The 22,811-nt window shown below is 73.7% G+C and carries 18 protein-coding genes; 7 read left to right on the top strand and 11 right to left on the bottom strand.

All coding sequences use genetic code 11. The annotated features are described in order from the left end of the window. Window positions 1-40 precede the first annotated feature (40 nt). The gene (locus ACH4TG_RS23425; RefSeq protein WP_398244399.1) at window positions 41-3,277 is read left to right on the top strand and encodes a family 78 glycoside hydrolase catalytic domain; all 3,237 of its coding nucleotides are present in this window, start codon (window positions 41-43) and stop codon (window positions 3,275-3,277) included. A 72-nt stretch (window positions 3,278-3,349) separates the two neighbouring features. Here the strand turns inward: ACH4TG_RS23425 and ACH4TG_RS23420 are convergent, their stop codons facing one another. Further along, entirely contained in the window at window positions 3,350-3,961 is a 612-nt protein-coding gene (locus ACH4TG_RS23420) for a TetR/AcrR family transcriptional regulator (protein ID WP_398244398.1), read from the bottom strand. A gap of 128 nt (window positions 3,962-4,089) precedes the next feature. Between ACH4TG_RS23420 and ACH4TG_RS23415 the strand changes: the two genes are divergently transcribed. Further along, complete coding sequence (locus tag ACH4TG_RS23415; protein ID WP_398244397.1) at window positions 4,090-5,595, top strand: MFS transporter; 1,506 nt, start codon at window positions 4,090-4,092, stop codon at window positions 5,593-5,595. Window positions 5,596-5,731: 136 nt separating this feature from the next. Here ACH4TG_RS23415 and ACH4TG_RS23410 read toward each other — a convergent pair whose 3' ends face one another. Next, the gene (locus ACH4TG_RS23410) at window positions 5,732-6,769 is read right to left on the bottom strand and encodes an alpha/beta fold hydrolase (protein ID WP_398244396.1); all 1,038 of its coding nucleotides are present in this window, start codon (window positions 6,767-6,769) and stop codon (window positions 5,732-5,734) included. 564 nt (window positions 6,770-7,333) lie between these two features. On the opposite strand from ACH4TG_RS23410, the gene ACH4TG_RS23405 reads away from it, so the two are divergent. Next, complete coding sequence (locus ACH4TG_RS23405; RefSeq protein WP_398244395.1) at window positions 7,334-8,836, top strand: FAD-binding protein; 1,503 nt, start codon at window positions 7,334-7,336, stop codon at window positions 8,834-8,836. A 38-nt stretch (window positions 8,837-8,874) separates the two neighbouring features. On the opposite strand, the gene ACH4TG_RS23400 is transcribed toward ACH4TG_RS23405, so the two are convergent. The 3 genes from ACH4TG_RS23400 to ACH4TG_RS23390 all read right to left on the bottom strand — a co-directional run bounded on the left by ACH4TG_RS23400 (window position 8,875) and on the right by ACH4TG_RS23390 (window position 10,888). After that, on the bottom strand, window positions 8,875-9,276 hold the full coding sequence (locus ACH4TG_RS23400; RefSeq protein WP_398244394.1) for an SRPBCC family protein: 402 nt from the start codon (window positions 9,274-9,276) through the stop codon (window positions 8,875-8,877). Window positions 9,277-9,428: 152 nt separating this feature from the next. After that, on the bottom strand, window positions 9,429-10,241 hold the full coding sequence (locus ACH4TG_RS23395; RefSeq protein WP_398244393.1) for a nucleotidyltransferase domain-containing protein: 813 nt from the start codon (window positions 10,239-10,241) through the stop codon (window positions 9,429-9,431). A gap of 5 nt (window positions 10,242-10,246) precedes the next feature. After that, the gene (locus ACH4TG_RS23390) at window positions 10,247-10,888 is read right to left on the bottom strand and encodes an NAD(P)-dependent oxidoreductase (protein WP_398244392.1); all 642 of its coding nucleotides are present in this window, start codon (window positions 10,886-10,888) and stop codon (window positions 10,247-10,249) included. A gap of 202 nt (window positions 10,889-11,090) precedes the next feature. On the opposite strand from ACH4TG_RS23390, the gene ACH4TG_RS23385 reads away from it, so the two are divergent. Beyond that, a complete protein-coding gene (locus ACH4TG_RS23385; RefSeq protein ID WP_398244391.1) occupies window positions 11,091-11,282 on the top strand; it encodes a DUF6381 family protein in 192 nt (63 codons plus the stop codon). 213 nt (window positions 11,283-11,495) lie between these two features. On the opposite strand, the gene ACH4TG_RS23380 is transcribed toward ACH4TG_RS23385, so the two are convergent. Genes ACH4TG_RS23380 through ACH4TG_RS23360 form a run of 5 tightly spaced genes read right to left on the bottom strand, consistent with a single transcriptional unit; the run spans window position 11,496 to window position 16,869 of the window. After that, window positions 11,496-12,698 (bottom strand): MFS transporter, encoded by a 1,203-nt coding sequence (locus tag ACH4TG_RS23380; protein ID WP_398244390.1) that lies wholly within the window; start codon window positions 12,696-12,698, stop codon window positions 11,496-11,498. Window positions 12,699-12,703: 5 nt separating this feature from the next. Then, window positions 12,704-13,273 carry a GNAT family N-acetyltransferase gene (locus ACH4TG_RS23375; protein ID WP_398244389.1) on the bottom strand — a complete coding sequence of 190 codons (570 nt, stop codon included), beginning with the start codon at window positions 13,271-13,273 and terminating at the stop codon, window positions 12,704-12,706. Beyond that, entirely contained in the window at window positions 13,270-14,496 is a 1,227-nt protein-coding gene (locus tag ACH4TG_RS23370) for a type III PLP-dependent enzyme (RefSeq protein ID WP_398244388.1), read from the bottom strand. Before ACH4TG_RS23370 ends, ACH4TG_RS23375 begins: the two co-directional genes overlap by 4 nt. 7 nt (window positions 14,497-14,503) lie before the next feature. Then, entirely contained in the window at window positions 14,504-15,823 is a 1,320-nt protein-coding gene (locus ACH4TG_RS23365) for a DUF6271 family protein (protein WP_398244387.1), read from the bottom strand. Then, the gene (locus tag ACH4TG_RS23360; protein WP_398244386.1) at window positions 15,805-16,869 is read right to left on the bottom strand and encodes a phytanoyl-CoA dioxygenase family protein; all 1,065 of its coding nucleotides are present in this window, start codon (window positions 16,867-16,869) and stop codon (window positions 15,805-15,807) included. Before ACH4TG_RS23360 ends, ACH4TG_RS23365 begins: the two co-directional genes overlap by 19 nt. Before the next feature lie 456 nt (window positions 16,870-17,325). Here ACH4TG_RS23360 and ACH4TG_RS23355 point away from each other — a divergent pair, with 456 nt between their 5' ends. Continuing rightward, the gene (locus ACH4TG_RS23355; RefSeq protein WP_398244385.1) at window positions 17,326-18,837 is read left to right on the top strand and encodes a glycoside hydrolase family 3 protein; all 1,512 of its coding nucleotides are present in this window, start codon (window positions 17,326-17,328) and stop codon (window positions 18,835-18,837) included. Window positions 18,838-18,910: 73 nt separating this feature from the next. Here the strand turns inward: ACH4TG_RS23355 and ACH4TG_RS23350 are convergent, their stop codons facing one another. Further along, complete coding sequence (locus tag ACH4TG_RS23350) at window positions 18,911-20,047, bottom strand: N-acetylmuramoyl-L-alanine amidase (RefSeq protein WP_398244384.1); 1,137 nt, start codon at window positions 20,045-20,047, stop codon at window positions 18,911-18,913. 370 nt (window positions 20,048-20,417) lie between these two features. Between ACH4TG_RS23350 and ACH4TG_RS23345 the strand changes: the two genes are divergently transcribed. Together ACH4TG_RS23345 and ACH4TG_RS23340 are read left to right on the top strand one after the other, a co-directional pair. Continuing rightward, on the top strand, window positions 20,418-21,545 hold the full coding sequence (locus ACH4TG_RS23345; RefSeq protein ID WP_398244383.1) for a DUF3533 domain-containing protein: 1,128 nt from the start codon (window positions 20,418-20,420) through the stop codon (window positions 21,543-21,545). Window positions 21,546-21,917: 372 nt separating this feature from the next. After that, window positions 21,918-22,703: a GNAT family N-acetyltransferase gene (locus tag ACH4TG_RS23340; RefSeq protein WP_398244382.1), complete on the top strand. Its 786-nt coding sequence runs from the start codon at window positions 21,918-21,920 to the stop codon at window positions 22,701-22,703. Window positions 22,704-22,811 lie beyond the last annotated feature (108 nt).

Here is a 22,811-nt window from a genome sequence, read left to right as displayed (position 1 = left end):
CCGGCACCCCCGACCTCCCCGTAGAAAGGCAGCACTACCGATGCCAGGATCCCGTCCTCCGCTCCTGCGCCGCAGGGCCGCCGCCCTCCTGGCGGCCGTGCCGGTGCTGGCGGCGGCGCTGCTGACCGCACCGCCCGCCCACGCCGACCCCGGCGGGCTCACCGTGCTCAACCCGGTCGTCGACGGCACCCCCGACCCGCTCGCCGTCACCAGCCAGACCCCCGGCCTGGGCTGGCAGATGACGTCGCGGCGCAGCGACGAGGCCCAGACCGCGTACCAGATCCTGGTCGCCGGCAGCGCCTCACTGCTGTCGCCCGGCCACGCCGACGTCTGGAACAGCGGGAAGGTCGCCTCCGGCGAGTCGGTCCGGGTGCCCTACGGCGGCCCCCGGCTGGCCTCCGGCCACCGCTACTACTGGAAGGTGCGCGTCTGGGACAACCACGGCGAGACGTCCGACTGGAGCCCCGCGGCCACCTGGGACACCGCCCTCGCCGGTCCGGCCGACTGGCAGGGCGCCCAGTGGATCACGCCGGACCGCAGCGGCACCTCGACGTGGTCGGACTTCGCGCTCGACACGGACTTCACCGTCAAGTACGCGGCCGCCGGCGTGGTCTTCCGCGCCAAGGACGCCTCCGACTACTACATGTGGCAGATCAACACGGCCAGTTCGCCCGGCAAGGTCATGCTGCGGCCGCACGTGAACCTGGGCGGGCGGTTCACCACTCTCAAGGAGGTCGACCTCAGCCCGGTCCTCACTCCCGCCAACGCCGGTGACCGGCACCACCTGCGGATCGTCGCCGACGGCAGCACCATCACCACCTGGATCGACGGCACCCAGGTGGACACCCTCACCGACACCTCGCTGACCAGCGGCACCATCGGGTTCCGCCAGTCCACCACGGCGGGCCGGCAGGAGGACAGCCTCTACGACAACCTCACCGTGCACGGCCTGGACGGATCCACCCTGTTCAGCGACGACTTCTCGACGTCGCCCGATCCGTCGTTCCCCGGCACGGCCGTCACCGGCGGCCAGCTGGAGCCCACCGGCGACCCCACCCTGCTCGACCGCGACGCCGCCGCGCCCATGCTGCGCAAGACCTTCACGCTGAAGGGGAGGATCGCCAGCGCCCGCGCCTACGTCTACGGCCTGGGCCTGTACGAACTCCACCTGAACGGCGCCAAGGTCGGCGACCACGTGCTCGCCCCCGCCAACACGCCCTACACGCAGCGGAACCTGTACGACACCTACGACGTCACGTCGGCGCTGCGGCAGGGCGGCAACGCCGTCGGCATCTGGCTCGGGACCGGCTACGGCCCGCACTTCAGCCCGTACGGCTTCCGCTGGTCCGGCCCGCCGCAGGCGATCATGCTGATCCGCGTCACCTACGCCGACGGCACGCAGGCCACCGTCACCACCGACCCGTCGTGGACCTGGTCCACCGGCCCGATCCTCTCCGACGACCTGTACGACGGCGAGGTGTACGACGCCCGCGCGGTCCAACAGGGCTGGGACACCGCGTCGTTCGACGGCTCCACCTGGCACCCGGTCACCACCGCCGCCGCGCCGAGCAGCAGCCTGGTGGCCGGCACCCTGCCGCCGGTCAAGGTGGTCCAGGACCTGCGCCCGGTGAAGGTCACCCAGCCGCGAGCCGGCACCTACGTCTACGACTTCGGGCAGAACTTCGCCGGCTGGGAGCGGATCGGTGCCCGCGGGCCCGCGGGCACGGCCATCACCCTGCGCACCGCCGAGGAACTCTCCTCCGACGGAACCCTGGACACCACCACCAACCGCAACGCCGCCTCCACCGACACCTTCGTGCTGGCCGGCACCGGCAGCACCGAGACCTACGAACCCCGGTTCACCTACCACGGGTTCCGCTACCTGGAGGTCACCGGCTACCCCGGCACCCCGACCGCGGCCGACGTCACCGGGCGCGTCGTCCACGCCGACGTCGCCTCCACCGGCACCTTCGACTCCTCCGACCCGCTGCTGAACCAGATCTGGCAGAACAACCGCTGGAGCATGCTCAACAACTCGATGAGCACCCCCACCGACAACCCCGTGCGCGACGAGCGGACCCCGCCCGGCATGGATGTGCAGGCGTACCACGACGCCGCGGTACGGGAGTTCGGCATGGACGGCTTCTACGCCAAGTACCTCCAGGACATGCCGCCCGGCACCGCGCTGCCCAACGACGCCGGCAACGCCCAGCAGCCCGACATGGGCGGCGACCAGATCTCCCTGGCCTGGACGCTGTACGAGCAGTACGGCGACCGGGCCGCGCTCGAATCCGCCTACCCCGCGATGCGCACGTTCGTCGACGCCAACGCCACCGGCGTGCCCGGACACATCTGGCCCGACAACCGCGGATTCGGCGACTGGTGCCCGCCCTACTACGGCCCCGGCACCAACGACGGGATGGGCAGCCCCGGCGCGGGCAGCTGCTTCAGCGAGGTGTCGCTGGTCAACACCGCGCTGTCCTACCTGCAGGCGGCCGACGTCGCCAAGGCCGCCCGGGCGCTGGGCCACGGCGACGACGCGACGCACTACGCCGCTCTCGCCGGGGACATCAAGCAGGCGTTCAACGCGCACTTCCTGAACAGTGCGGGCGACACCTACGGCGACGGCCGCCAGGTGACGAGCATCCTGCCGCTGGCCTTCGGCATGGTGCCGCAGGACAAGGTCGCCGCGGTCGGCGCCCAGCTGGTCCACACGATCACCGCCACCAACGGCGGCCACCTGGACACCGGCATCTTCGGCACCCGCTACCTCGTCGACGCGCTCGCCGCGATCGGGCGCACCGACGTCGCGATGACCGTGCTCGACAAGACCGACTACCCCGGGTTCGGGTTCGAGATCGCCCACAACGCGACGTCGTCGTGGGAGGAGTGGCTGTACAGCTCCGGCATGGAGACGCACGACCACGCGATGTTCGGCGGCATCAACGCCTCCCTGTACACCGTGTTCGGCGGCATCCAGCCGGCCGCCGCCGGCTACCGCGACGTCACCATCGCCCCGCAGGTGCCGGCCGGGCTCGGCCGGGTCTCGGTCACGCAGGACACCGTGCGCGGCCGGATCGGCAGCGCGTGGGTGCACGACGGCACGTCCTTCGACCTGACCGTGACGCTGCCCGCCAACACCACCGCCGAAGTGCGGCTGCCCGCCGCCGTCAGCGGCGGCACGGTGCAGGCACCGGCCGGTGCGGTCCGGGTCGGCGGGGACGCCGGGGCCGCGTACCGCGTCGGCTCCGGGACCTGGCACTTCCACGTGGGCTGACGGCCCCGCACGACCGCAGGAGCGCGGCCCCCGCCCGGGAACGGGCGGGGGCCGCGCTCCGTACCCGCGGGATCAGGGGCCGGGCCAGCCGGCTTCGAGCAGGTCGAAGACGGCGTCCATGGCGGCACGCGGGTCGGCGGCCGTGCCGGCCAGGTCGGGGACCTCCAGGGCGTACCGGACCAGCGCGCGCACGGTCATGTCGGCCGGGTCCCGGCCGGACTCGGCGGCCACCGCCTCGGCCAGCGCGTCCTCGCTGGCGATCCACAGCTTGCGGGAGTGGTCGCGCAGCGCCGGCGTGCCGGTGATCAGCGCGGTCCTGCGCCGGAACTCCGGCGAGGGGTCGGCCATGAAGGGACCGCGGCCGCCGATGAACGCGCGCAGTGCCGTGATGATCGACTGCCCCTCCGGCCGCTCCCGCACGGCCGCCACCAGGCCCTCGCGCCGCTCGACGCCGTCGTCGAAGATCAGCGCCTCCTTGCCGTCCGGCACGTGCTTGAACAGCGTGGCGACAGCGACGTCCGCCTCCTCGGCGATCTGCGCGACGGTCACCTGGTCGTAGCCGCGCTCGGTGAACAGCCGCAGCGCCGCCTCGGCCAGCGCCTGCCGGGTCCGGGCCTTCTTGCGCTCGCGCCGCCCCATCCCCGCGGCCGGGTCCGCCGCGTCCACCGCACGCTGAGTCGTCATGCCCCGATCGTAGTCCGATCCCGAGACCGCTACGAAAGTAGAGTGATTATGAAAATGGAGTGACTCTGTTTATGCTGGGGGAGCCGGCCCGCCCGGTCCGGCACCCGCCCGCACGGAAGGAGCCCGCCATGGATGCCACGACGCACCCGCCGCAGCAGCCCGGGGCGCAGCCGCAGGCCCACGCCCCGACGGCCCCGCCGCCCACCCCGGCAGGCGGCGACGCAGCCCCGGCCACGCCTCCGTCCACCCGCCTGATGTGGGCGATCCTGGCGCTGGTGCTGCTCGCCGACGCGCTCGACATGATCGACTCGACGGTGACCACCATCGCCGCGCCGACCGTCGCCGCGGACCTCGGCGGCGGCCAGGGCCTCGTCAAGTGGCTCGGCTCGTCCTACGCCCTGGCCATGGGCGTGCTGCTGGTGGTCGGCGGCCGGCTCGGCGACAAGTTCGGGCAGCGCAGGCTGTTCCTGACGGGCATGGCCGGGTTCACCGCCGCCTCCGCCGTGTGCGGACTCGCGCCCGACCCCGGCCTGCTGATCGTCGCGCGTGTCGCCCAGGGCGCCTTCGGCGCGCTGCTGATCCCGCAGGGCATGGCGATCATGACCAGGACGTTCTCCCGGGACATGCTCGGCAAGGCGTTCGGCATGTTCGGGCCGCTGCTCGGCCTGGCCTCGGTCGGCGGGCCGATCCTCGCCGGACTCGTCATCCACGCCGACATCGCCGGCCTGTCCTGGCGGCCGGTCTTCCTGATCAACCTGCTGCTCGGCGGGGTGGGCCTGGTCCTCGCGCTGCGGCTGCTGCCGCGCGACCGCGACGCCCGCCGGGACACCGTCGTCGACGGCATCGGCTCCGGCCTGCTCGGGGCCGCCATGTTCGGGCTGCTCTACGGCCTGATCGAAGGCTCCACCAACGGCTGGACCGCGCTGCCGATCGGCTCGCTCGCCGCGGGCGCGCTGTTCTTCGCGGCCTTCGCCCGGCGCCAGAACACCGCGGCCCAGCCGCTCCTGAAGCCCACGCTGCTGCGCAACCGCGGCTTCACCTCCGGCATGCTGCTCGGGCTCGCCGTGTTCGCCGCCACCAGCGGACTGGTCTACGTGCTGTCGCTGTTCATGCAGGGCGCCCTGCACGCCAGCCCGCGGGGCGCCGCGCTCGGCCTGCTGCCGCTGACGCTGGGCATCATCGTCTCGGCGGGCGCGTGCATGGCGCTGATCAAGCGGCTCGGCCGCACCCTCATCCGCGTCGGCCTTATCCTCGTGCTCGCCGGCTGCGGGTGGCTCCTCACCCTGGTCGCACACTCCGGCACCGGCCTGAGCCTGTGGACCCTGGCGCCCGCGGTCTTCCTCACCGGCCTGGGCATGGGCGCCTGCTACGGCACGATCTTCGACATCGCGCTCGGCGACATCGCCGCCGACGAGGCCGGCAGCGCCAGCGGCTCGCTCAGCGCCGTCCAGCAGCTCGCCGCCGGCATCGGCTCCGCCGCCGTCACGTCGGTCTTCTTCCAGAACGCCGGACGCGGCCAGGCGCACGCCATGACGATCAGCCTCGTCATCGTCCTCGCGGTCGCCGCCCTGTGCCTGCCCGCGGTCGGGCTGCTGCCGCGCCGGGCGCCGGAGGAGCAGCACGGGCACGGGTGAGGAACCGGTGGGCTCCGCCGGCGCGGAGAATGGCGGCGCGGCGTTGCGCCGTGCACGACGTCAGCCCGCCGGCCTCCCGACCCGGGAGGCACCCGGCGGCGTCCCGGTCCCGGGGCGCCGCCGGGTGCGCGCGGCGTCAGCGGGGGAGGGCGTCGAGCCAGCGGACCAGCAGCCGGTTCAGCTCCTCGGGGCGCTCCTGCTGGATCCAGTGGCCGCAGCCTTCCAGGACGTGCGAGGAGACCAGGCCCGGCAAGGTCGCGGGGAACGCCGCGATCGCGTCGGCCAGCCACATCGTGGAGGCGTCCCGCGACCCGCCCGCGAACAGCGAGGGCTGGGGGATCGGGGCGCCGTCGACGTCGGCGAGGTCCTCCCAGTCGCGGTCCATGTTCCGGTACCTGTTGAGCGCCCCCGACATCCCGGTGCGCTCGAACTCCCCGGCGTAGACGTCGAGTTCGTCCTCGCCGAGCCAGGCGGGCAGGACGCCTGCGGGGAACCGCTCGCGCAGCGTCCCGCCCCGGCGGACGAAGTGCGGGTCGGCGGCTCCGGAGTCCGGCATCGTGTCGGCGGACAGCGCGGCGTAGAACCCGGCGAGCCATCCGCGGACGTCCGGCTCGATCTCGGCCTCGGCGCGTCCCGGCTCCTGGAAGTACCCGACGTAGAACTCGTCGGGCGCCGGCCCGGCGGCCCCGGCTCCGCCGCCGTCCGCGTCGCCTGTGTCGCCCGCCATCTGCGCGAAGACCTCGCTGGGACGCGGGCCGCCCCGCGGCGTGTACGGCACGCTCAGCATGCCGACCGCGCGGAACACGTCGGGCCGGAGCAGCGCGGAGTTCGCGGCGATGCCCGCGCCCCAGTCGTGGCCCACGATCACCGCGGTCTCCTCGCCCAGGCCCTGCACGGTGGCGGCCGCGTCCGCCACCAACTCCCGCATCCGGTAGGCGGACACCTCGGCCGGACGGGACGAGCGGCCGTAGCCGCGGACGTCCACGGCGGCCGCGCGGTAGCCGGCCGCGGCCAGCGCCGGCAGCTGCCGGCGCCAGGAGTACCAGGACTCGGGGAACCCGTGGACGAGCAGCACCAGCGGTCCCGTTCCCTGCTCCACGAGGTGGATGCGGCCGGCGGGTCCCGGCACCAGGCGGTGCGTGGCCTGTCGGGTCGGGTCTGCGGGCTGGGGCATGGGTCCTCCCGGGGGTGCGGTCGCGCGGCGAGGTCCCGGCGGTCCGTGATCCGTCGGTCCCCGCGATCCGTTGGTTCGGTTCGTGTGCGCCTGGCGACGTGTGGGGTGGTGCGTTGTCGGCGTGCTGCTTGCTGCGGTGGCGTCGCGTCCGCGCGGCCGTTGACCTGCCGCGCGGTGTGCGGCTCCGACAGCGAGCATGCGGCGCGGCGCACGACGCGGGCGACATTTGTTGCCGGTTCGGCAAACGCGTCGGATGTGGGCCGGCCCTGCCCCGCGCCCTGGGTGCCGGGTGGCGGCAGCCCTCCGCCGTACCGCACCGCCTTCGCAGGACGAGCTTGCCGAGGCCCGTCCCCCTGCGCGGCCCGCCCCACCCCGGCCCGTGTTCGGCCGCTCGCCCCAGGTAGCGGCGCGACGCGCCCGCGCCAATCGGGCACATGACGCTGCATCATGATCCGCACGCCGGTAGCATCACGCTGGTCTCCGGCGCCGCGGCCCCACCGTGCCGCCGCCGTACCGCCTAACTGACGCGCCGTCAGGTCGCGACCTGCCGAGGAGGGGGACCCCATGTTGCCGCAGCCCACCCGAAGAAACGTTCTGCACGGCCTGGCCGCGGGGGTGGGGGTGATCGCCTTCGACCCGCTGACCCGTTCCTGGGTCACCGGCACGACCGCCCCCAAGGACGGGTCCGGCGGCCCGTTCGCCCATGTCCCTTCGCTGGACGGCACGTTGCTGACCGACCCGGCCTCCCTTGCCGCGGACGCCGACGACTTCGGGCACATCGTGCACCGCAGCCCGGGCGCCGTGCTGCGGCCCGGGTCCGTCGCCGACATCGTGACGATGGTCCGGTTCTGCAACGCCCACGGGATCCGGATCGCCGCGCGCGGCCAGGGCCACGGCACCAACGGACAGGCCCAGGTGGACGGCGGGCTCGTCATCGAGACCACGCCGCTGAACAGCATCGGCCCGGTCTGCGCGGGCCCCGCGGGCACCGGCACCGTGACGGTCGGCGCGGGCGCGGTGTGGAGCGCCGTCGTGCACGCCACCCTCGCCCAGGGCCTGACGCCGCCGGTCTTCACCGACTACCTCGAACTGTCCGTGGGCGGCACGCTGTCGGTCGGCGGGCTCGGCGGGCAGTCGCACCTGTACGGTGCGCAGGTCGACAACGTGACGGAGCTCCAGGTGGTGACCGGCGCGGGAGACCTGGTCACCTGCTCGCCGTCCCGCCGCGCCGACCTCTTCCAGGCCGTGCTGGCCGGGCTCGGCCAGTGCGCGGTCATCGTGTCGGCCACGCTGCGGCTGGTGACGGCGCCCACCTCGGTGCGGCACTTCCTGCTGCCGTACACGGACCTGGCCACGTTCGTGGACGACCAGCGGCGGCTCGCCGCGGACAATCGTTTCGCCTACGTGGAGGGCGAGGTCGCGCCCGACGCGGACGGCGCGTTCACCGGGTACGTCCTGGAGGCCGTCGCGTACGGTCCGCCCGCCGGGCCCGAGCCGGACGACGCCGCGCTGCTGGCCGGCCTGCGCTACGACAGGTCAGGGGCGGTCACCGCCGAGACCCTCGGCTACTTCGACTTCCTCGACCGGCTCGCCGGCGGCGTCGCCGCCCTGGAGCAGGCCGGCCTCTGGTCCTGGGCGCACCCCTGGCTGAACCTCCTGCTGCCCGGTGACCGGGTCGCCGGCCTCGCCCGCACCCTGCTCGACCAGCTCGCCGGCCAGCAGGTCGGCCCCGGCGGCGTCGTCCTGCTCTACCCCCTGACCGGCGCCCGCCTGCACGCGCCGCTGCTGCGCACCCCCGACGACCCGGTCCCCTACCTCCTGGCCGTCCTCTGGACCCTCGACCCGGCCGACCCCGACGCCATCGCCGCGCGCACCGCCGCCAACCACGAGGCGTACGAACTCGTCCGCGCCGCCGGCGGCACCCAGTACCCCGTGGGCACCATCCCCATGACCCCCGACGACTGGCGCGCCCAGTACGGCCGCACCTGGCCCACCTTCACCACCGCCAAGCACCGCTACGACCCGCACAACCTCCTCGCCCCCGGCCAGAACGTCTTCCCGGCCTGACGAGAGCCGTCCGGGCCCGCGCAGGCGGGCCCGGGCGGTCAGGTCCCGCCCTCCAGGAGGTGTTTGAGGGTGGCGAGGTCGCCGGTGACCGCGGCGGCGTCGCGGGCGAACTCGTCGTCGGAGACGCCGGGGCGGCGGCGGAGGGTGAAGACGAGTTCGCTGCCGGGGGCGTCGGGGAGGACGCGCATGGGGTTGTGGACGGTCTCGCCGGTGGGGAGGGTGACGTCGTGGTCGAGGACGCCGAACTCGTTGCGGGGGGCGAAGAGGACGACGCAGCGGCCCATGGGCGAGTCGGCGACCCACGTGCCGTCGATCTCCTCCACGGAGCTGCCGAGGCCCGCGGCCCACGCCGGGAGGTTCTCCGGGCGGCAGGCGTAGTCGTACACCTCGTCGGCGGGGCGGTCGATCCAGACGCTGATGTGGCGTGACGTGGTGGTCATGGCGGCAGTCTCGCAGGGGCGGCACGCCGGCCCGGCGCGCGGCGGCGAGCCATCCGTGTGGTCTGCGCGGCGGGCGCTGCGGGGGCGAAAGCGGGGCCGCCTCGACGCAACTCCCGGGCGCACGGCCCTCGGTCGACGGCACGGTGCCGGCGTCATGCCTCCACGCGCGCGCAGACCTCGGCGACCAGCTCGTCCGCCGCGTCGAGCGCGGCCGTCAGCTCGTCGGGGGAGGTGCCGACCGTGGCGAACAGGGCGTGCGCGCGGAGCGCGAAGTCCGGTGGCGCGGACGGCAGTCGGTCCGCCGACGCGACCGCGCCCTTCTCGTTGACCACCCAGCGGCGCTCGTGTGCGTGCAGGGTGTGGACGAGCACGCCGACGGCGCGGAACAGGCAGCCGGCCACGAAGAACGCGTCACCGCGCGCCGCGCCCTTGCGGGCGCCCGCGACGATGAACCCCGCCTCCCAACGCGCGTCGAGCAGCGCCCTGCGCAGCGCCTCCGGGTACACGTGCACCTGCTCCTGGAGGGCCAGCACCTCGCCCTGGGGATCGGCCAGGACGCGGCCCATCGCCAACTCCCCTAGGTACGCGTGGGAGTAGACGCCCAGGGGGTGCCCCGGCTGCACGCCGATCTCGAACCGGCCCGCCGCGCACTGCTCCCAGAGCCGCCGCACCCGGTCGAGGTCGCGGTAGATCCAGTCGACGGCCTGCCCGTCCACGGTCAGCCACGCCCCGCCGTCCACCCACGGCCCCCAGCCGCCCGGCTCGGTCACCTCGACCTCGGCGCCGGTCAGTTCGGCCGCGAGCCGCCGCAGTGCCGCGGTGTCCAGCGGGGCCCGGTAGTACAGGCCCAGATCGACGTCGGAGCCCGGGTGGTGCGCGCCACGCGCCCGGCTGCCGCCCAGGCACACACCGACGACGCCCTCGACACGTGCCAGCTCCTGAGCCATCGCGTTCCAGCGGTCCATGCCGGCTACCTGGGCGCGAGGAACACGGTGGACCGGCTGAAGGCGTCGCTCCCCGTCTGCGCGACCATGAAGTCCGCGACGTCGGCGCGGCTGATCCGCGGCGCACCGCTCAGTTCGAGGTCCGTGCCCGCGGCGTAGCGGCCGGTGTAGCGCCCGTTGCTCAGCAGCGGCGGGCAGACCAGGGTCCAGTCGAGGTCGCTGGCGCGCAGCACACGCTCCCCGGCGGCCTTGTCCGCGAACACCCGGCTCAACGCGGGCCGGTACATCGCCTTGAGCGCCGCCGGCGTGCGGGCCCAGGAGTCGCCGACGCCCAGCGAGGACAGGAACACCAGGCGCGTGACGCCGGCGCCGTCCAGCGCCCGCACGATCACCGGCATCGCCTCGGCCATCACGGCCGGTGCGAGGACGCTCTTGAGGCTGCGGCCGGAACCCAGCGCGCTGATCGCCGCGTCGCACCCCCCGGCCGCGGCGGTCACGGCCGCCACGTCGCGGGTCACCTCGCCCACGGCCACCCGCAGCGCGGCACCGCTCACCTCCAGCCGGGCCGGATCGCGGACGAGCGCCGTGACCTCGTGGCCGGCGCCCAACGCGCGACGCACCACCTGGGTGCCGGTCAGGCCGGTGGCGCCCAGTACCAGGATCCTCATACGCGGGCCGTCCTTCGTACGGTGGGAGACGCGGGCATGTCCAAGATCCTGTCAGCGGGGCAGGAGCCGGGCAACAACCCTCGCCCGGCCGGCGGCCCGCGTCCGTCCCCGCCTCATCGCCCCCGCCGCCGGTTGGCACTCGGCGGCCCGGCCTGTTTCGCTGGTAGGGGGCAGGTCTCCCGGTACGGAGCGAGGGTCGATCATGAACGCGACAGGCGACACCCACCGCCACCTCCAGCAGATGCGCGAGCAGGCCGTCGAGCTGGAGGCGGACGCCGAGCGCAGCAAGGACCCCGAGGAGCGCAGGCGCCTCCAGGAGCGGGTCAGGCAGCTGGAGTTCGACTGCGAGCAGGAGAGCATGATGGCGGCAGGGGACATCTACCCCACGGAGTGAGCGCGCGGGCACGAGCGGGATGCCGCCACCCCACGGAGTGAGCGCGCGGGCGCTGCGGGGAGCCGGCCACCCCGGAGAGTGAGCAGCCGGCCACCCGCAGAGTGGGCGGCCCGGGATCGGTGCGCGCCTGAATGCCGCCGCGTCGGCCCTTCGCGGACCGCCTTACCGCTCCCTCTTACTCCCTCCTCGGGCGTCCCGTGCCCCGGCCGGCAGCTACGCCGGCTCGTGCGTCAGCTCTCCCGCGGCCTGCGGTTCCGGCGCGGTCCAGCGGATCCGCGTGCTGCACAACGAGACCACGAAGGCGGAGCCGGCCACCGCGGCCAGCCCCCACACCAGGCTGCTGGCGTTGGCGACGAAGCCGATCACCGGCGGGCCGGCCAGCAGGCCGGTGGTGCCCATGGTGGCGACCAGCGTCAGCGCGTCCGAGCCCTGCCCGGCCGCGGCCACGTAGACGCACGGCGTCACCGCCGCGATGCCCAGCCCCACGCAGGCGAAGCCGAGCAGCGCCGGGACCACACCGCCGCTGAGCAGCGCGAGCGCCAGGCCCGCCCCGGCCAGGGCGCTGCCGGCCCGGACGATCCGGCCGTCGCCCCAGCGGCTGCGCCATCCGTCGGCGAACAGCCGGGCCAGCACCATCATCACCGAGACGACGGCGATGCCCATCGGCGCCAGCTCCGCCGACGCCTTGGCCACGTCCTTCATGTACAGGGCCGACCAGTCGTTCATGGCGCCCTCGGTCACCGTGCCGAACGCCATGGCCAGCCCCATCCACAGCGTCATCCCCGCCGGGAACGCCCACCCGCCGGGCTTCCTGCCCGCCGCCTCCTTCTTCTCCCCGGCAGCCGCCAGGTCGTCGGCCAGCAGGCCGGACCTGGCGGAGCCGAGGAGCAGCAGGAGCAGCACCGCGGCGACCGCGAAGTGCACGGCCACCGTGGACGTCAGCGCGTTCATGCCCGAGGCGAGCAGCGCCGCCCCCAGCGAACCTGCGCTGAACGTGGCGTGCAGCCGCGCCATGGCGTTGCGCTCGTGCCGGGCCTCCAGCGCCGCCCCCTGCGCGTTCATCGCCACGTTGAGGCAGCCCACCAGCACGCCGTCGCACGCCATCACCAACAGTGCCACCGGGTAGTCCGGTGCCGCGGCCATCGCGAACAGCAGCAGCGCCAGGCACAGCGCCGACACCAGCGACAGCCGGCGCGACCCGATCCGCCGCATCAGCACCGCCACCAGCGGGAACGAGGCCGCCGCGCCCACGCCGGTGGCCATCAGCAGCAGGCCGACCTCCGCCGAACTCAGCCCGAGGTGCGCCTTGATGGCGGGCAGCCGCGACGCCCAGGTCGCGTACTGGAACCCCAGCGAGCAGAACAGCGCCGCGATCGCCAACTGGCCGCGGCGGAAGGGATCGTGCACGCGGAACATCGGTATCAGCCCACCTCGTGTTGTGATGACCACCCGCGCAGCGGACCGCTGGTCGGATGCGGGTCGCCGGGCCGGTCCGCGCGGACCGCCCGGGACATGTACACCGGATTCACGCCGTAGCCCTGCGCCGGCACCCGCGTGGCACGGGCGGTGAAGCCGTTCGCCGACCAGAAGGCGTCGCTGCCGCCGACGGCCACCAGCGAGATCTCCTCGTACCCCGACGACCGTGCGGTCGCCGCGAGGCGGTGCAGGAGCCGCCGGCCCAGGCCCCGGCCGCGCAGGTCCTCGGCGATCACCAGGTCGTGCAGGTGCAGGTTGCGCGACCGGAACGCCGTGACCTCGCCGCGGCGCAGGTCCGGGTACGCGGACTCCGGGTAGGGCAGCGCCAGCAGGTACCCGGCGAGCCGGCCGCCCGCCTCCAGCACGAAGCAGGTGGCCGGCGACGAACGGGCCCTGGACCGCAGCGCGGACGGCTCCTCCGACAGCCCCAGCGGCGCGTAGGCGCGGCCCTCCAGCGCGACGATCCCCGGCCAGTCGCCCTCGACGATGGACCGGACGCGGACGTCGGGGCTCATCCGCCCTCACCGAAACTTCCGCCGGTACCGGAGCCCTCGCCCAGGCTTGCGCCCGCACCGCGGACGCACCGGTGGGGGAGCGGGTCGAAGCCGTTGAACCCCTGGGACATGTAACTGACCGCATAGGCGCCGCTGGACATCACCCACACCGGGTCACCGGACGCCAGCGCCTCGGGGACGAGGACCGGGGGCCGCCCGGGCGTGTGGGTGTCGGCGCTGTCGCAGGTCGGTCCCGCGACGACGGCGGGCACCCGCGGCCCGCCGGGGTGGGTGGGGAAGACCAGCGGGTACCGCACGTCGTCCATCTCGTACAGGCCGTTGAACTTCCCGCAGCTCAGGTACAGCCAGCGCACCGGCCGCCCGCCGGCGTCCCGCCGGGTGGTGAGGCGCGCGACGTGGGCCCGCACCGCGCCGTGGTCGGCGACGAGGTGCCGCCCGGGCTCGATGACGAACCGCAGCCGGTGGCCGGGCACTTGCGCGCACCGCTCCATGCCCTCCCGCACCACGGCGAAGATCTTGTCGATCGGCGGGTCGAGCGGCCGGCCGTGCTGGTCGAGGTAGCCGAGCGCCGGCAGGCCGCCGCCCAGGTTGACGTGGTCGAGGGCGATGCCCTGCCCCGCCAGTTCCTCCAGCACCTCGGTGAGCAGCTCGAAGGCGCGCTGCCACGCCTCGTGGGTCATCTGCTGCGAGCCGACGTGGACGGACAGGCCGGACGGTGTCAGGCCGGCCCGCCGGGCCGCGCGCAGCACGCGGACCGCGTCGCCGGCCGAGCAGCCGAACTTCTCGCTCAGGCCCCACAGCGCCCCGGCCCCGTCGGTGGCCAGGCGGCAGAACACCCGCGACCCGGGGGCGTGGCGGGCGATCGCCGCCACGTCCTCCACGCTGTCGGTGGCGAAGTCCCGCACGCCCAGCCGGTGGGCCTGCGCGATGGTGCGGTCGGACTTGACGGGATTGCCGTAGTGGATCCGCTGCACGGGTACTCCGGCGGCGATCGCCTGCGCGATCTCGTTCGGGCTTGCCGCGTCCGCCCCGGCGCCCCGTTCCGCCAGGCAGGCGACCACCTCGTCGAGGGGGCACGCCTTCATGGCGAAACGGACGGCGACGCCGGGGAGTTCACGCAGCAGGCTGTCGTGGCGGGCCTCGATGCCGGCGAGGTCGAAGACGACCCGGTCCTCGTCGGCAGCGGCCAGGGCGGCCAGCAGGGCCGCGTCGTGGTGCGTCATCGGCGGATCAGCCGGGCCGCCGCTGGACCAGGTGGAGATCGGTCCCCCGGCTCGCCTCGACGAGCGCCGCCCAGGACTCGACCAGCAGGGCGAAGTCGGCCGCGTCCTGCTGGGCCTCGGCCAGCAGCCGCTCGCGCCGCGGGACCAGCAGGTCGGCGAACTCCGCGTACCGGCCGCCGAGTTCGCGGTAGCAGCGGTCCAGGCGGTCGAGCCGCTCGACGTTCTCCGTGTGGTCGAGCGCGGTGCTCTCCCGCACGAAGCCGGCGACCATCGGGGCCCGTACCCGGTTCCGCTCGTCGAGCAGCGCGTCGCCGGCCTCCGCCATCGCGGCGTAGACGGCGTTGAAGTACAGCATCGACAGGAGGAACTTGGCGAACCGCGTCTGGTAGGCGGTGAAGCCGGCGTCCGTCCTGCGTTCCGGGGTGTGGTAGTTCACGATGTGCCGGTTGTGCAGGACGCCCGGCAGCGTCGCGTCGTGGACCAGGTGGATCAGGAAGTAGTCGCTGCCGATGGTGTCGGTCGCCGGCGGCAGCGGCACGTCCTCGTGCACCTGGTGGAAGGCGATGTTGCACATGTCGACCCGCATCGGGTCGACATGGCCCAGCAGCGCGTGGTCGCGGGTGAACGGCTCGGTGCCGGCGCCGCGGAACGACTCCGCGGCCAGTTCGTGCTTCTGCCGCGCGGACCAGTCCGCCGGCGCCCACAGGCCGACCACCTCGTGGTAGACGTCCGGGTCGAGCCGGTGCATCTCCTCGATGTCCACCGACATCTCGCCGATGAACGAGGCGCCCACCATGGCCACCGGCTTGCCGGCGTGGGCCGGCTCCAGCGCGGACGCGTCCACCCCGCACGCCGCGTCGCCGGCCCGTCTGCCGAGCGACATCAGCTCGTGCCGGATCGGGAACACCGGCTCGCCGCCGGCGTACTGGTACCGGCTGTCGGAGTCCCTGCGGTGCACCGACGCGCAGCCCAGGGCCGCGGCGATGAGGAACGCCCGGTTGGTGCAGGCGCCGTACGACACGGCGGCCGGCAGCATCAGGTCGAGCACCAGCTCGGGCTTGGTCACCCCGGCCAGGTCGACCACGCGGCGCAGGAACTCCCACTGCTCGGCCTCGCCGAGGTGGTGCGCCACCACGCCCGGCACGGCGGGCAGTTCGCGGACGGCGCGGGCGTGCTCGGCGAACTCGGGGGCGTCGCAGGAGTCCAGGACGAGCAGGTGGACCTCGACGCCGAACCGCCGTGCGGCGTAGGCCGCTTCCTCTCCCACGGCCGCGATCGTCGCGGCGCACGCCCGGTTGGTCGGCAGCGTCAGGCAGATTCGGCGCATGTCCGCTCTCCGCTCGGCGTCGCGTCGCCCTGCTCGTGCCACGACTTCAGCCCGAGCAGCCGCTCGCCCAGGCCGGTGAGGGCGGCCGGCCCGTAGCGCAGCGACTCGTGGCGGGTCGCGTCGCCCACCAGGGTCGCGTTCCACTCCGGGGTGCTCAGCGTGCGCCAGGAGTCGATCCGGGAGCGGCGCAGCGCGGTGTGCGACTCCAGCGCCGGCATCATGGCCAGGTACTGGACCGCCCGGACGCCGTCCTGGGACGTGTTGGGCGCGACCCCGTGGGCCAGCAGGCCGTTCCAGATGAGCAGGTCGCCGGCCGCCAGCTGCGGGCGGACCACCGGGAACTCGGCGCGGTCGACGGCCGGCCTGATCGGGTCCCGGTCGGCGGGCTGCAGCGCCCGCCAGCGCTCGAACTGCCGGAACAGCTCGGGCGAGCACTGGAAACCGCCGAGCTCCTCCTCGGTGTCGTTGAGCGCGATGATGCCCTGCACCCGCTGCGGCAGCACCCCGAGCGTGGTGTCGATGTCCCAGTGCAGGTTGATGTCGAAGCCCCGCTCGGTGGGGGTGATCAGCCCGCGGTCGCGGTTCTTGATGTTGGGCGGGTTGAGATTGAGCCGGTCCAGGGAGACCCACAGCTCGTCGCAGTCCCAGACGTCGGCGAACGCGCCGTGGACCCGCTGCGCCTGCCGGCTGTCCCAGATCAGCTGGTGGTGGTATGCCTCGACGAATCCGTAGACGTGCAGTTCCCGGTCCAGGTCGGACCTGAACTCGCGGTCGTCGTACCAGGTTTCGGGGCGGGACGGGTCCAGGCCCTGGAAGTCCCAGGTGAACTCCAGCAGGCGGGCCGCGGACTCGGCGGGTATCGCCTCCTTCACCACGACGTATCCGTAGGTCTGCCAGAACGCGAACTCCTCCGGCGTCAACACCCGGAGTTCCTTCGTCTTCTGCAGATCGCGCAGTGGGGTTCGGGCGAGATAGGTCTCCGCGTCCGAGCTGAAGTAGGGGACGTCTGACGGGGCCCGGTGCAGATAGTGCTGGTTCGGCGCCATGCGGTTGCTCCAACGATTGCGGTGGTGCTGGGGTGCGTCGGTGCATTCGGCGAAGGAGCGCTGACGGAAGGTGACGGACAACGTTGCCGAACCATGGCTGACCAGGGCAGTCCGCTGCCCGTGCATGATCGTCCCCCGGCGGAAGTGCGTCACCTGCACCCCTTGCTGAACTTGCGCCCCACTAAGCTGGACTAGACCAACGGCGGATGTCAACCAACGCCGTGAACCGATCCGGTGGTCAAGTCGCCTGCCCTTATTGGGTGTTGGGGGCGGCGTGAAAGACGGCGCGCCGAGCGGTGCCGGCGAGGGTGCCGGCAGGGGTGTGCCGGTGCGCGTCGCGGTGCGGCAGGCGATCTTCTTGACACTGCCGATCAGGCTGGGCGAGTATCGATTGGTCTGTACCACAGCTCACCCGTGCGACCGTTCCTTCGGCACTACCCGGAAGGCCCCCAGCCGATGTCCTCCAGCAAGCACAGCAAGGAGTTGCGGCGGCTCGCGCTCTCCGTCCTGCAGCCGGGCTTCGTCGGAACCGAGGCCCCGGAGTGGGTGCTGCGCGCCATCGCTGACGGCCTGTCATCCGTGGTGCTCTTCTCCCGCAACATCGCCTCGCCCGAGCAGGTCGCCCGACTGGCGGCCCAACTGCGCGCGGAGAACCCGTCGTTGATCATCGCCATCGACGAGGAGGCGGGCGACGTCACCCGGCTGGAGTCCGCCACCGGCTCCACCCGCCCGGGCAACTTCGCCCTCGGCGCCGTCGACGACACCGAGCTGACCGAATCCGTGGCCCGCGACCTCGGCCGCCAGCTGCACGCGGCCGGCGTGAGCCTCAACTACGCCCCCAGCGCGGACGTCAACTCCAACCCGGACAACCCGATCATCGGGGTCCGCTCCTTCGGCATCGACCCCGCCCTGGTCTCCCGGCACGTCGCGGCCTGGGTCAGCGGACTGCAGTCGGCCGGCGTCGCCGCCTGCGCCAAGCACTTCCCCGGGCACGGCGACGTCGCCGTCGACTCCCACCACGGCCTGCCCAGCTACGACGCGACCCTGGAGGACATCGCCGCGCAGGCCCTGCCGCCGTTCCGTGCCGCGCTGGAGGCCGGCGTGCGCGCCGTGATGAGCGGCCACCTCCTGGTCCCCGCCTACGACCCGGACCTGCCGGCCACCCTCAGCCGCCGCATCCTGGACGACCTGCTCCGCAAGGAACTCGGCTTCGACGGCGTGATCGTCACCGACGCCATCGAGATGGGCGCGGTCACCGACCGCTACGGCATCGAGGGCGCCACGGTCCGGGCGCTCGCGGCCGGTGCCGACGCCGTCTGCGTGGGCGGCGAGAACGCCGACGAGGCCACCGCGCAACTCCTGGCCGACGCCCTGGAAAGCGCCGTGGCCGGCGGTGAACTCGCCGAGCACAGGCTCGTCGAGGCGTCCGAGCGGGTGGCCGCGCTCGCCGACTGGTCGAGCCGGATCGGCCGCGCCGTCCCGGTGAACCCGGTCAGCGGCGACATCGGCTACATCGCCGCCCGCCGCGCCATCAGGCTCAGCGGCGCCGCGCAGGACGTGCTGCCGCTGTCCGCCCCGCCGCACGTCGTCGAACTGGTCCCGACGACCAACCTGGCCATCGGCAAGGAGACCCCGTGGGGTGTCGCGGTGCCGCTGCGCGAGCGGCTGCCCGGGACCACGTTCGTACGCGTCCACCACCAGCAGCTGGCCGCCAGCCCCGCCGTGCTGCAGGAGTTCGCGCTGACCCCGGCCTCAGGGCGGCCGATGGTCGTCGTGGTCCGCGACGCCTCCCGCAACAAGTGGATGGGTGCCGCGCTGGCCGACCTCGCGGCCGCGCGGCCGGACGCGATCGTGGTCGAGATGGGCCTGCCCGGCCCCGGCGCCCCCGGCGCGGTGCAGATCTTCACCCACGGTGCCACGGCGGCCTCCGGTGTCGCCGCGGCCGAGGTGCTGGTCGGCGGGCGCTGAACGCCGGTCCGCGCACGGCGCGGACCGCGCCCGGGTCCGGCGGTCGTCGCCGGACCCGGGGCGGCAGCCGGCGTCAGGCGGCGAACGACTCGCGGACGGTGCCGCCGACCACCGCGCACCAGGTGCTCAGGTCCACCTTGCCGGTGGGGCGCAGGCCGTGCAGGCGCTGCACGTCCTGGACGGCCTTCATGGTGGTGTGGTCGTACGCGCCGGTGATGCTCACGGTGTCGGCCCAGCCCTTGCGCGCGAGCATGAACTGCACGGCCTGCACCGGCAGTCCGGTCGCGTCCTGGTAGAGGACCGGCGCCAGCGCCTCCCAGGTCGCGGTGTCGAACGTGCAGTCCGCGGTCACCGGGATCCCGTGCGCGGTCTGGAAGTCCGCGACCATCGGGTTCATGTCGAAGCCGAACACGCCGTCGATCGCCAGGTCGGTGTAGCCGGCGTTCACCAGCAGGTACTGCGCCACCTCGACGACCGGGCCGTCGACGAAGCGCCAGATGTCCGGCCAGCGGCGCGCGGGCGCGGCCGACGCGGGCACGCCCAGGGCCTTGAGGACACGCGTGCGCACCTGCGGGAACTGTGCGTAGAAGGCGATGCCCGGGCAGTCCGTCGTGTAGAAGTCCCAGTGGCCGAAGATGTCCCAGGCGTTGAGGCGGAACTTCTGGCAGACCGCGACGCAGAGTTCGACGAGGGAGTCCAGGAGCGCCTGCGGCGGCGTCTCGGTGATGTAGGTGCCCTCGTTCTCGATGCCGATGGCGTTGCCGTTCTCACCGGGGCAGTGCGCGGCGCTGACCTGGTGCTGGCCGGCGTCGAGGGTCTCCAGGCTGCGGTGCCGGCCTTCGAGGACGTAGCCGCCGCGGCTGACCGTGAAGTGCTGCCCGGTGTCCGCCCAGCCGTTCTTGTCCATGTGCAGGTTCTGGCAGTCCTTGGCCAGTTGCACGGCGTGCTCGCGGGAGTAGTCCGTGACGTTGGGGAACGCCATGTGGTGCAGGATGATCTTGTTGGTGGTGTTGCCGGTGATCTGGATCGGGCTGGACGGCGGGCGGGCGCCCCAGGTGTCGCAGTCGATGATCCAGGGAAACTCCGGCGAGGGCGTCGCACCGGCCGCGACCGGGAACGCGATCTCCGTCCCCACGACGGCGGCGACCGCCGTACCCAGCCCGGCCTTGAACAGGGTGCGCCGGTCGACCTCGTGCTCGTGTATGGCCATGCATGCTCCGGAGGCAGGGGCAGCCACTTCCGGCTGCGCTGGCCCTCGGAGGATATGCACCGCACTGACACATCGCCAGGAAACCGACCGTGTCGCCGTGTTGTCTCCTGCTCCACCGTCAACTCACAGGTTTTTCCACGCAGGCGCGCCTCCGCGGGAGCAGGATCTCCGCGACGCCGCAGGGGCCGGGACCGGGTCCGGTGGAACCCCCGCCTCCGGTGACACACGCCGGTGACGGCCTCACGTCACCCGTCGGATGGCATTCCGCGGCCGCCGCGTCCGTACCGCCTTCCGAGGGGGCAGGCATTCCGGACGTGGCGCCCCGCGGGGCGCCGTGACCCGGCCGGCAGGACAGCGAGGAGGACCAAGGATGCCGTCGGACACCCCGCACGACCCCGCCCGCACGCCCGGCGAGGGCCCCGGCCGGCAGCCCGCGGCGGCCGCCGGATCCCCGCCGGCCTCCCGCGGGTTCAAGGACGAGTTGCTGGACGCGCTCAGCTGGCGTGCGCTGCTCCTGGTCACCGGTGTCCTCGTCCTGCAACTGGGCTTCATCCTGTCGTACATCGGTGCCTTCCACGCGCCGAAGCCGCACCGTATCCCCGTCGCCGTCGTCGCCCCCGCAACGCTCAGCGGCCCGCTCACCGCCCAGCTCAACGCCCTGCCCGGCACCCCCTTCCGGGCCAGGACGGCGTCCGACGAGCGGCAGGCCCGCACCCTGATCCTCAACCGCGACGTGGACGCCGCCGTCGTCGTGGACCTCGTCGGTACCCGCGACCGGCTGCTGGTGGCCTCCGCCGGCGGACCGTCCGTGTCCACGGTCACCACCCAGATCGCCCAGACCATCGAGGTCGGACGGAACCGGCAGCTCACCGTCGTCGACCTGCGCGCCCCCAACCCCCAGGACGGCCGCGGCCTGTCCTCCTTCTACCTGGTCGTCGGCTGGATGGTCGGCGGGTACCTGGCCGCCGCGATCCTCGGCACCGCGGGCGGCGCGCGGCCCGCGAACCTGCACCGCACCTTCATCCGGCTCGGCGCCCTCGTCCCCTACGCGATGATCTCCGGGCTCGGCGGCGCCCTCATCGCCGGCACCATCCTCGGTGCCCTTCCCGGGCACTTCGGCGCGCTCTTCGCCATCGGCACGCTCCTGGTCTACGCCGTCGCCGCCACCACCGTGGCACTGCAAGCGCTGTTCGGCATGGCCGGCATCGGCGTGGCGATCCTGGTGTTCGTCGTCCTCGGCAACCCCAGCGCGGGCGGCGCCTACCCCAACACCCTGCTGCCACCGTTCTGGCGCTCCATCGGACCCTGGCTCCCGCCGGGCGCGGGCACCACCGCGGTCCGCAACACCGTCTACTTCACCGGCCACCACACCACCGGCCCCCTGTGGACCCTCGGCGTGTACGCGGCCGCCGGCATCCTCGTCTCGATCGCCGCGTCCGTCCTGATCGCCCGGCGGCGCGGCGCGACGGCCCACGGGCCGCGCGCGACGGCCCGCTGACCCCCCACGACTACGGCCGCCGGTCCGTGCCCGGCGGTGCGCGGAACTCCGTTGCCGCCCGCGGCGTCCCATGGCATGATCGCCTGCGCTTCCTCAGCCAGTACGCCCTCCTGCCAAAGGACTGACGCCAATGTCCCCGGCGTGCCTCAGCGGCCGCCGCCGGCACTGAACGGACCTGCTCAACCAGGCTCCGTGCCGTGCCGCGCCCTGCTCCTCACGGCGGCCCCACCGCGGTGCACCGTGCACCGCCCGTCTCCGACGCGGAGACCCACGCACCGGCGCGCAGCCGGGCGCGACCCGTCCGCGCGGTTCGCCACGTCCCGAACGGGACCGAGCCGCGTTCCACCACGCCATCACCGTGAGGCCGTCACCGTGGACATCACCGTCCAGAACTTCGCCGTCGCCAACCTGCGCCGGCGCCCGCTCGTCATCGAGAACCCGAGCTTCGTCGCCGGTTTCGATCCCGGCACCCCCAGCCCGTACATCAACTACGCGACCCCGCTTCCCGGGGCCGAGCCGACCGGCCGCGAGGTCGCCCGCCTGGTCGCCGAGTTCCGCGAACGCGGTCTCACCCCGCGCGTGGAGTTCGCGGTGGCGACCGCGCCCGCCGTCGAACACGCGCTGCGGGCGGCCGGGTTCACCACCGAAGAGGTGCACGAGTACCTGGTGTGCACGCCGCGGTCCCTGGTCCTGCCTCACCTGACTTCGGCGCCGGACGGAGGCGGGTTCGTGCCGCGGCCGCGGGCCCCGCGCACCGACGAGGAGTTCGCCGCGATCGACGCGGCGCTCGCCGAGGCGTTCGGCGGCGAGTTCGAGGCGTCGCCGCAAGGGGCCGCCCGGTTGCGGCGCACCCAGGAGAGCGGCGGGGCCGTCCGGTTCATGCCGGCGCCGGACGGCGGCTGCGCGGGTGCGGCGTCGTGCTCGGCGCCTGCCGCGGGCACGGGGGAGGTGGCGGGTGTGGGTACCCGGCCGGCCTTCCGCGGGCGGGGTGTTGCCGCGGCCGTCACCGGCGAGGTCGCCGCCGCGATGTTCGCGCAGGGCGCGGAGTCGGTGTGGCTCGAGTCCGCCGGCGAGGGGTCGCGCCGCGTCTACGAGCGGCTCGGCTTCCGGCCCCAGGGCGTCCGCCTCTACCTCTCGCTCCCCGACGCTTCTTCGTGACGCGGGGTGCGGCAACCGACGTGATTCCCAGGGTGCGTTGCCGTCGTACGGTTCGTCGTGGCTTGTCGCGCTGGGGGTACCTCCCAGGCGAAGCGCTGGGGGACCTCG

Source organism: Streptomyces sp. NPDC020917 (genome assembly GCF_044333795.1).
Lineage (GTDB): Bacteria > Actinomycetota > Actinomycetes > Streptomycetales > Streptomycetaceae > Actinacidiphila.
The sequence above is the reverse complement of the archived record's forward strand: the minus strand, read 5'-3'. Positions and strand labels throughout refer to the sequence as shown.

What these genes read in the sequence shown, in the direction of transcription:
- ACH4TG_RS23425 (WP_398244399.1), top strand. Translation starts at nt 41, where the DNA reads ATGCCAGGATCCCGTCCTCCGCTCCTGCGCCGCAGGGCCGCCGCCCTC.
- ACH4TG_RS23420 (WP_398244398.1), bottom strand. Translation starts at nt 3,961, where the DNA reads ATGACGACTCAGCGTGCGGTGGACGCGGCGGACCCGGCCGCGGGGATG.
- ACH4TG_RS23415 (WP_398244397.1), top strand. Translation starts at nt 4,090, where the DNA reads ATGGATGCCACGACGCACCCGCCGCAGCAGCCCGGGGCGCAGCCGCAG.
- ACH4TG_RS23410 (WP_398244396.1), bottom strand. Translation starts at nt 6,769, where the DNA reads ATGCCCCAGCCCGCAGACCCGACCCGACAGGCCACGCACCGCCTGGTG.
- ACH4TG_RS23405 (WP_398244395.1), top strand. Translation starts at nt 7,334, where the DNA reads ATGTTGCCGCAGCCCACCCGAAGAAACGTTCTGCACGGCCTGGCCGCG.
- ACH4TG_RS23400 (WP_398244394.1), bottom strand. Translation starts at nt 9,276, where the DNA reads ATGACCACCACGTCACGCCACATCAGCGTCTGGATCGACCGCCCCGCC.
- ACH4TG_RS23395 (WP_398244393.1), bottom strand. Translation starts at nt 10,241, where the DNA reads ATGGACCGCTGGAACGCGATGGCTCAGGAGCTGGCACGTGTCGAGGGC.
- ACH4TG_RS23390 (WP_398244392.1), bottom strand. Translation starts at nt 10,888, where the DNA reads ATGAGGATCCTGGTACTGGGCGCCACCGGCCTGACCGGCACCCAGGTG.
- ACH4TG_RS23385 (WP_398244391.1), top strand. Translation starts at nt 11,091, where the DNA reads ATGAACGCGACAGGCGACACCCACCGCCACCTCCAGCAGATGCGCGAG.
- ACH4TG_RS23380 (WP_398244390.1), bottom strand. Translation starts at nt 12,698, where the DNA reads ATGTTCCGCGTGCACGATCCCTTCCGCCGCGGCCAGTTGGCGATCGCG.
- ACH4TG_RS23375 (WP_398244389.1), bottom strand. Translation starts at nt 13,273, where the DNA reads ATGAGCCCCGACGTCCGCGTCCGGTCCATCGTCGAGGGCGACTGGCCG.
- ACH4TG_RS23370 (WP_398244388.1), bottom strand. Translation starts at nt 14,496, where the DNA reads ATGACGCACCACGACGCGGCCCTGCTGGCCGCCCTGGCCGCTGCCGAC.
- ACH4TG_RS23365 (WP_398244387.1), bottom strand. Translation starts at nt 15,823, where the DNA reads ATGCGCCGAATCTGCCTGACGCTGCCGACCAACCGGGCGTGCGCCGCG.
- ACH4TG_RS23360 (WP_398244386.1), bottom strand. Translation starts at nt 16,869, where the DNA reads ATGGCGCCGAACCAGCACTATCTGCACCGGGCCCCGTCAGACGTCCCC.
- ACH4TG_RS23355 (WP_398244385.1), top strand. Translation starts at nt 17,326, where the DNA reads ATGTCCTCCAGCAAGCACAGCAAGGAGTTGCGGCGGCTCGCGCTCTCC.
- ACH4TG_RS23350 (WP_398244384.1), bottom strand. Translation starts at nt 20,047, where the DNA reads ATGGCCATACACGAGCACGAGGTCGACCGGCGCACCCTGTTCAAGGCC.
- ACH4TG_RS23345 (WP_398244383.1), top strand. Translation starts at nt 20,418, where the DNA reads ATGCCGTCGGACACCCCGCACGACCCCGCCCGCACGCCCGGCGAGGGC.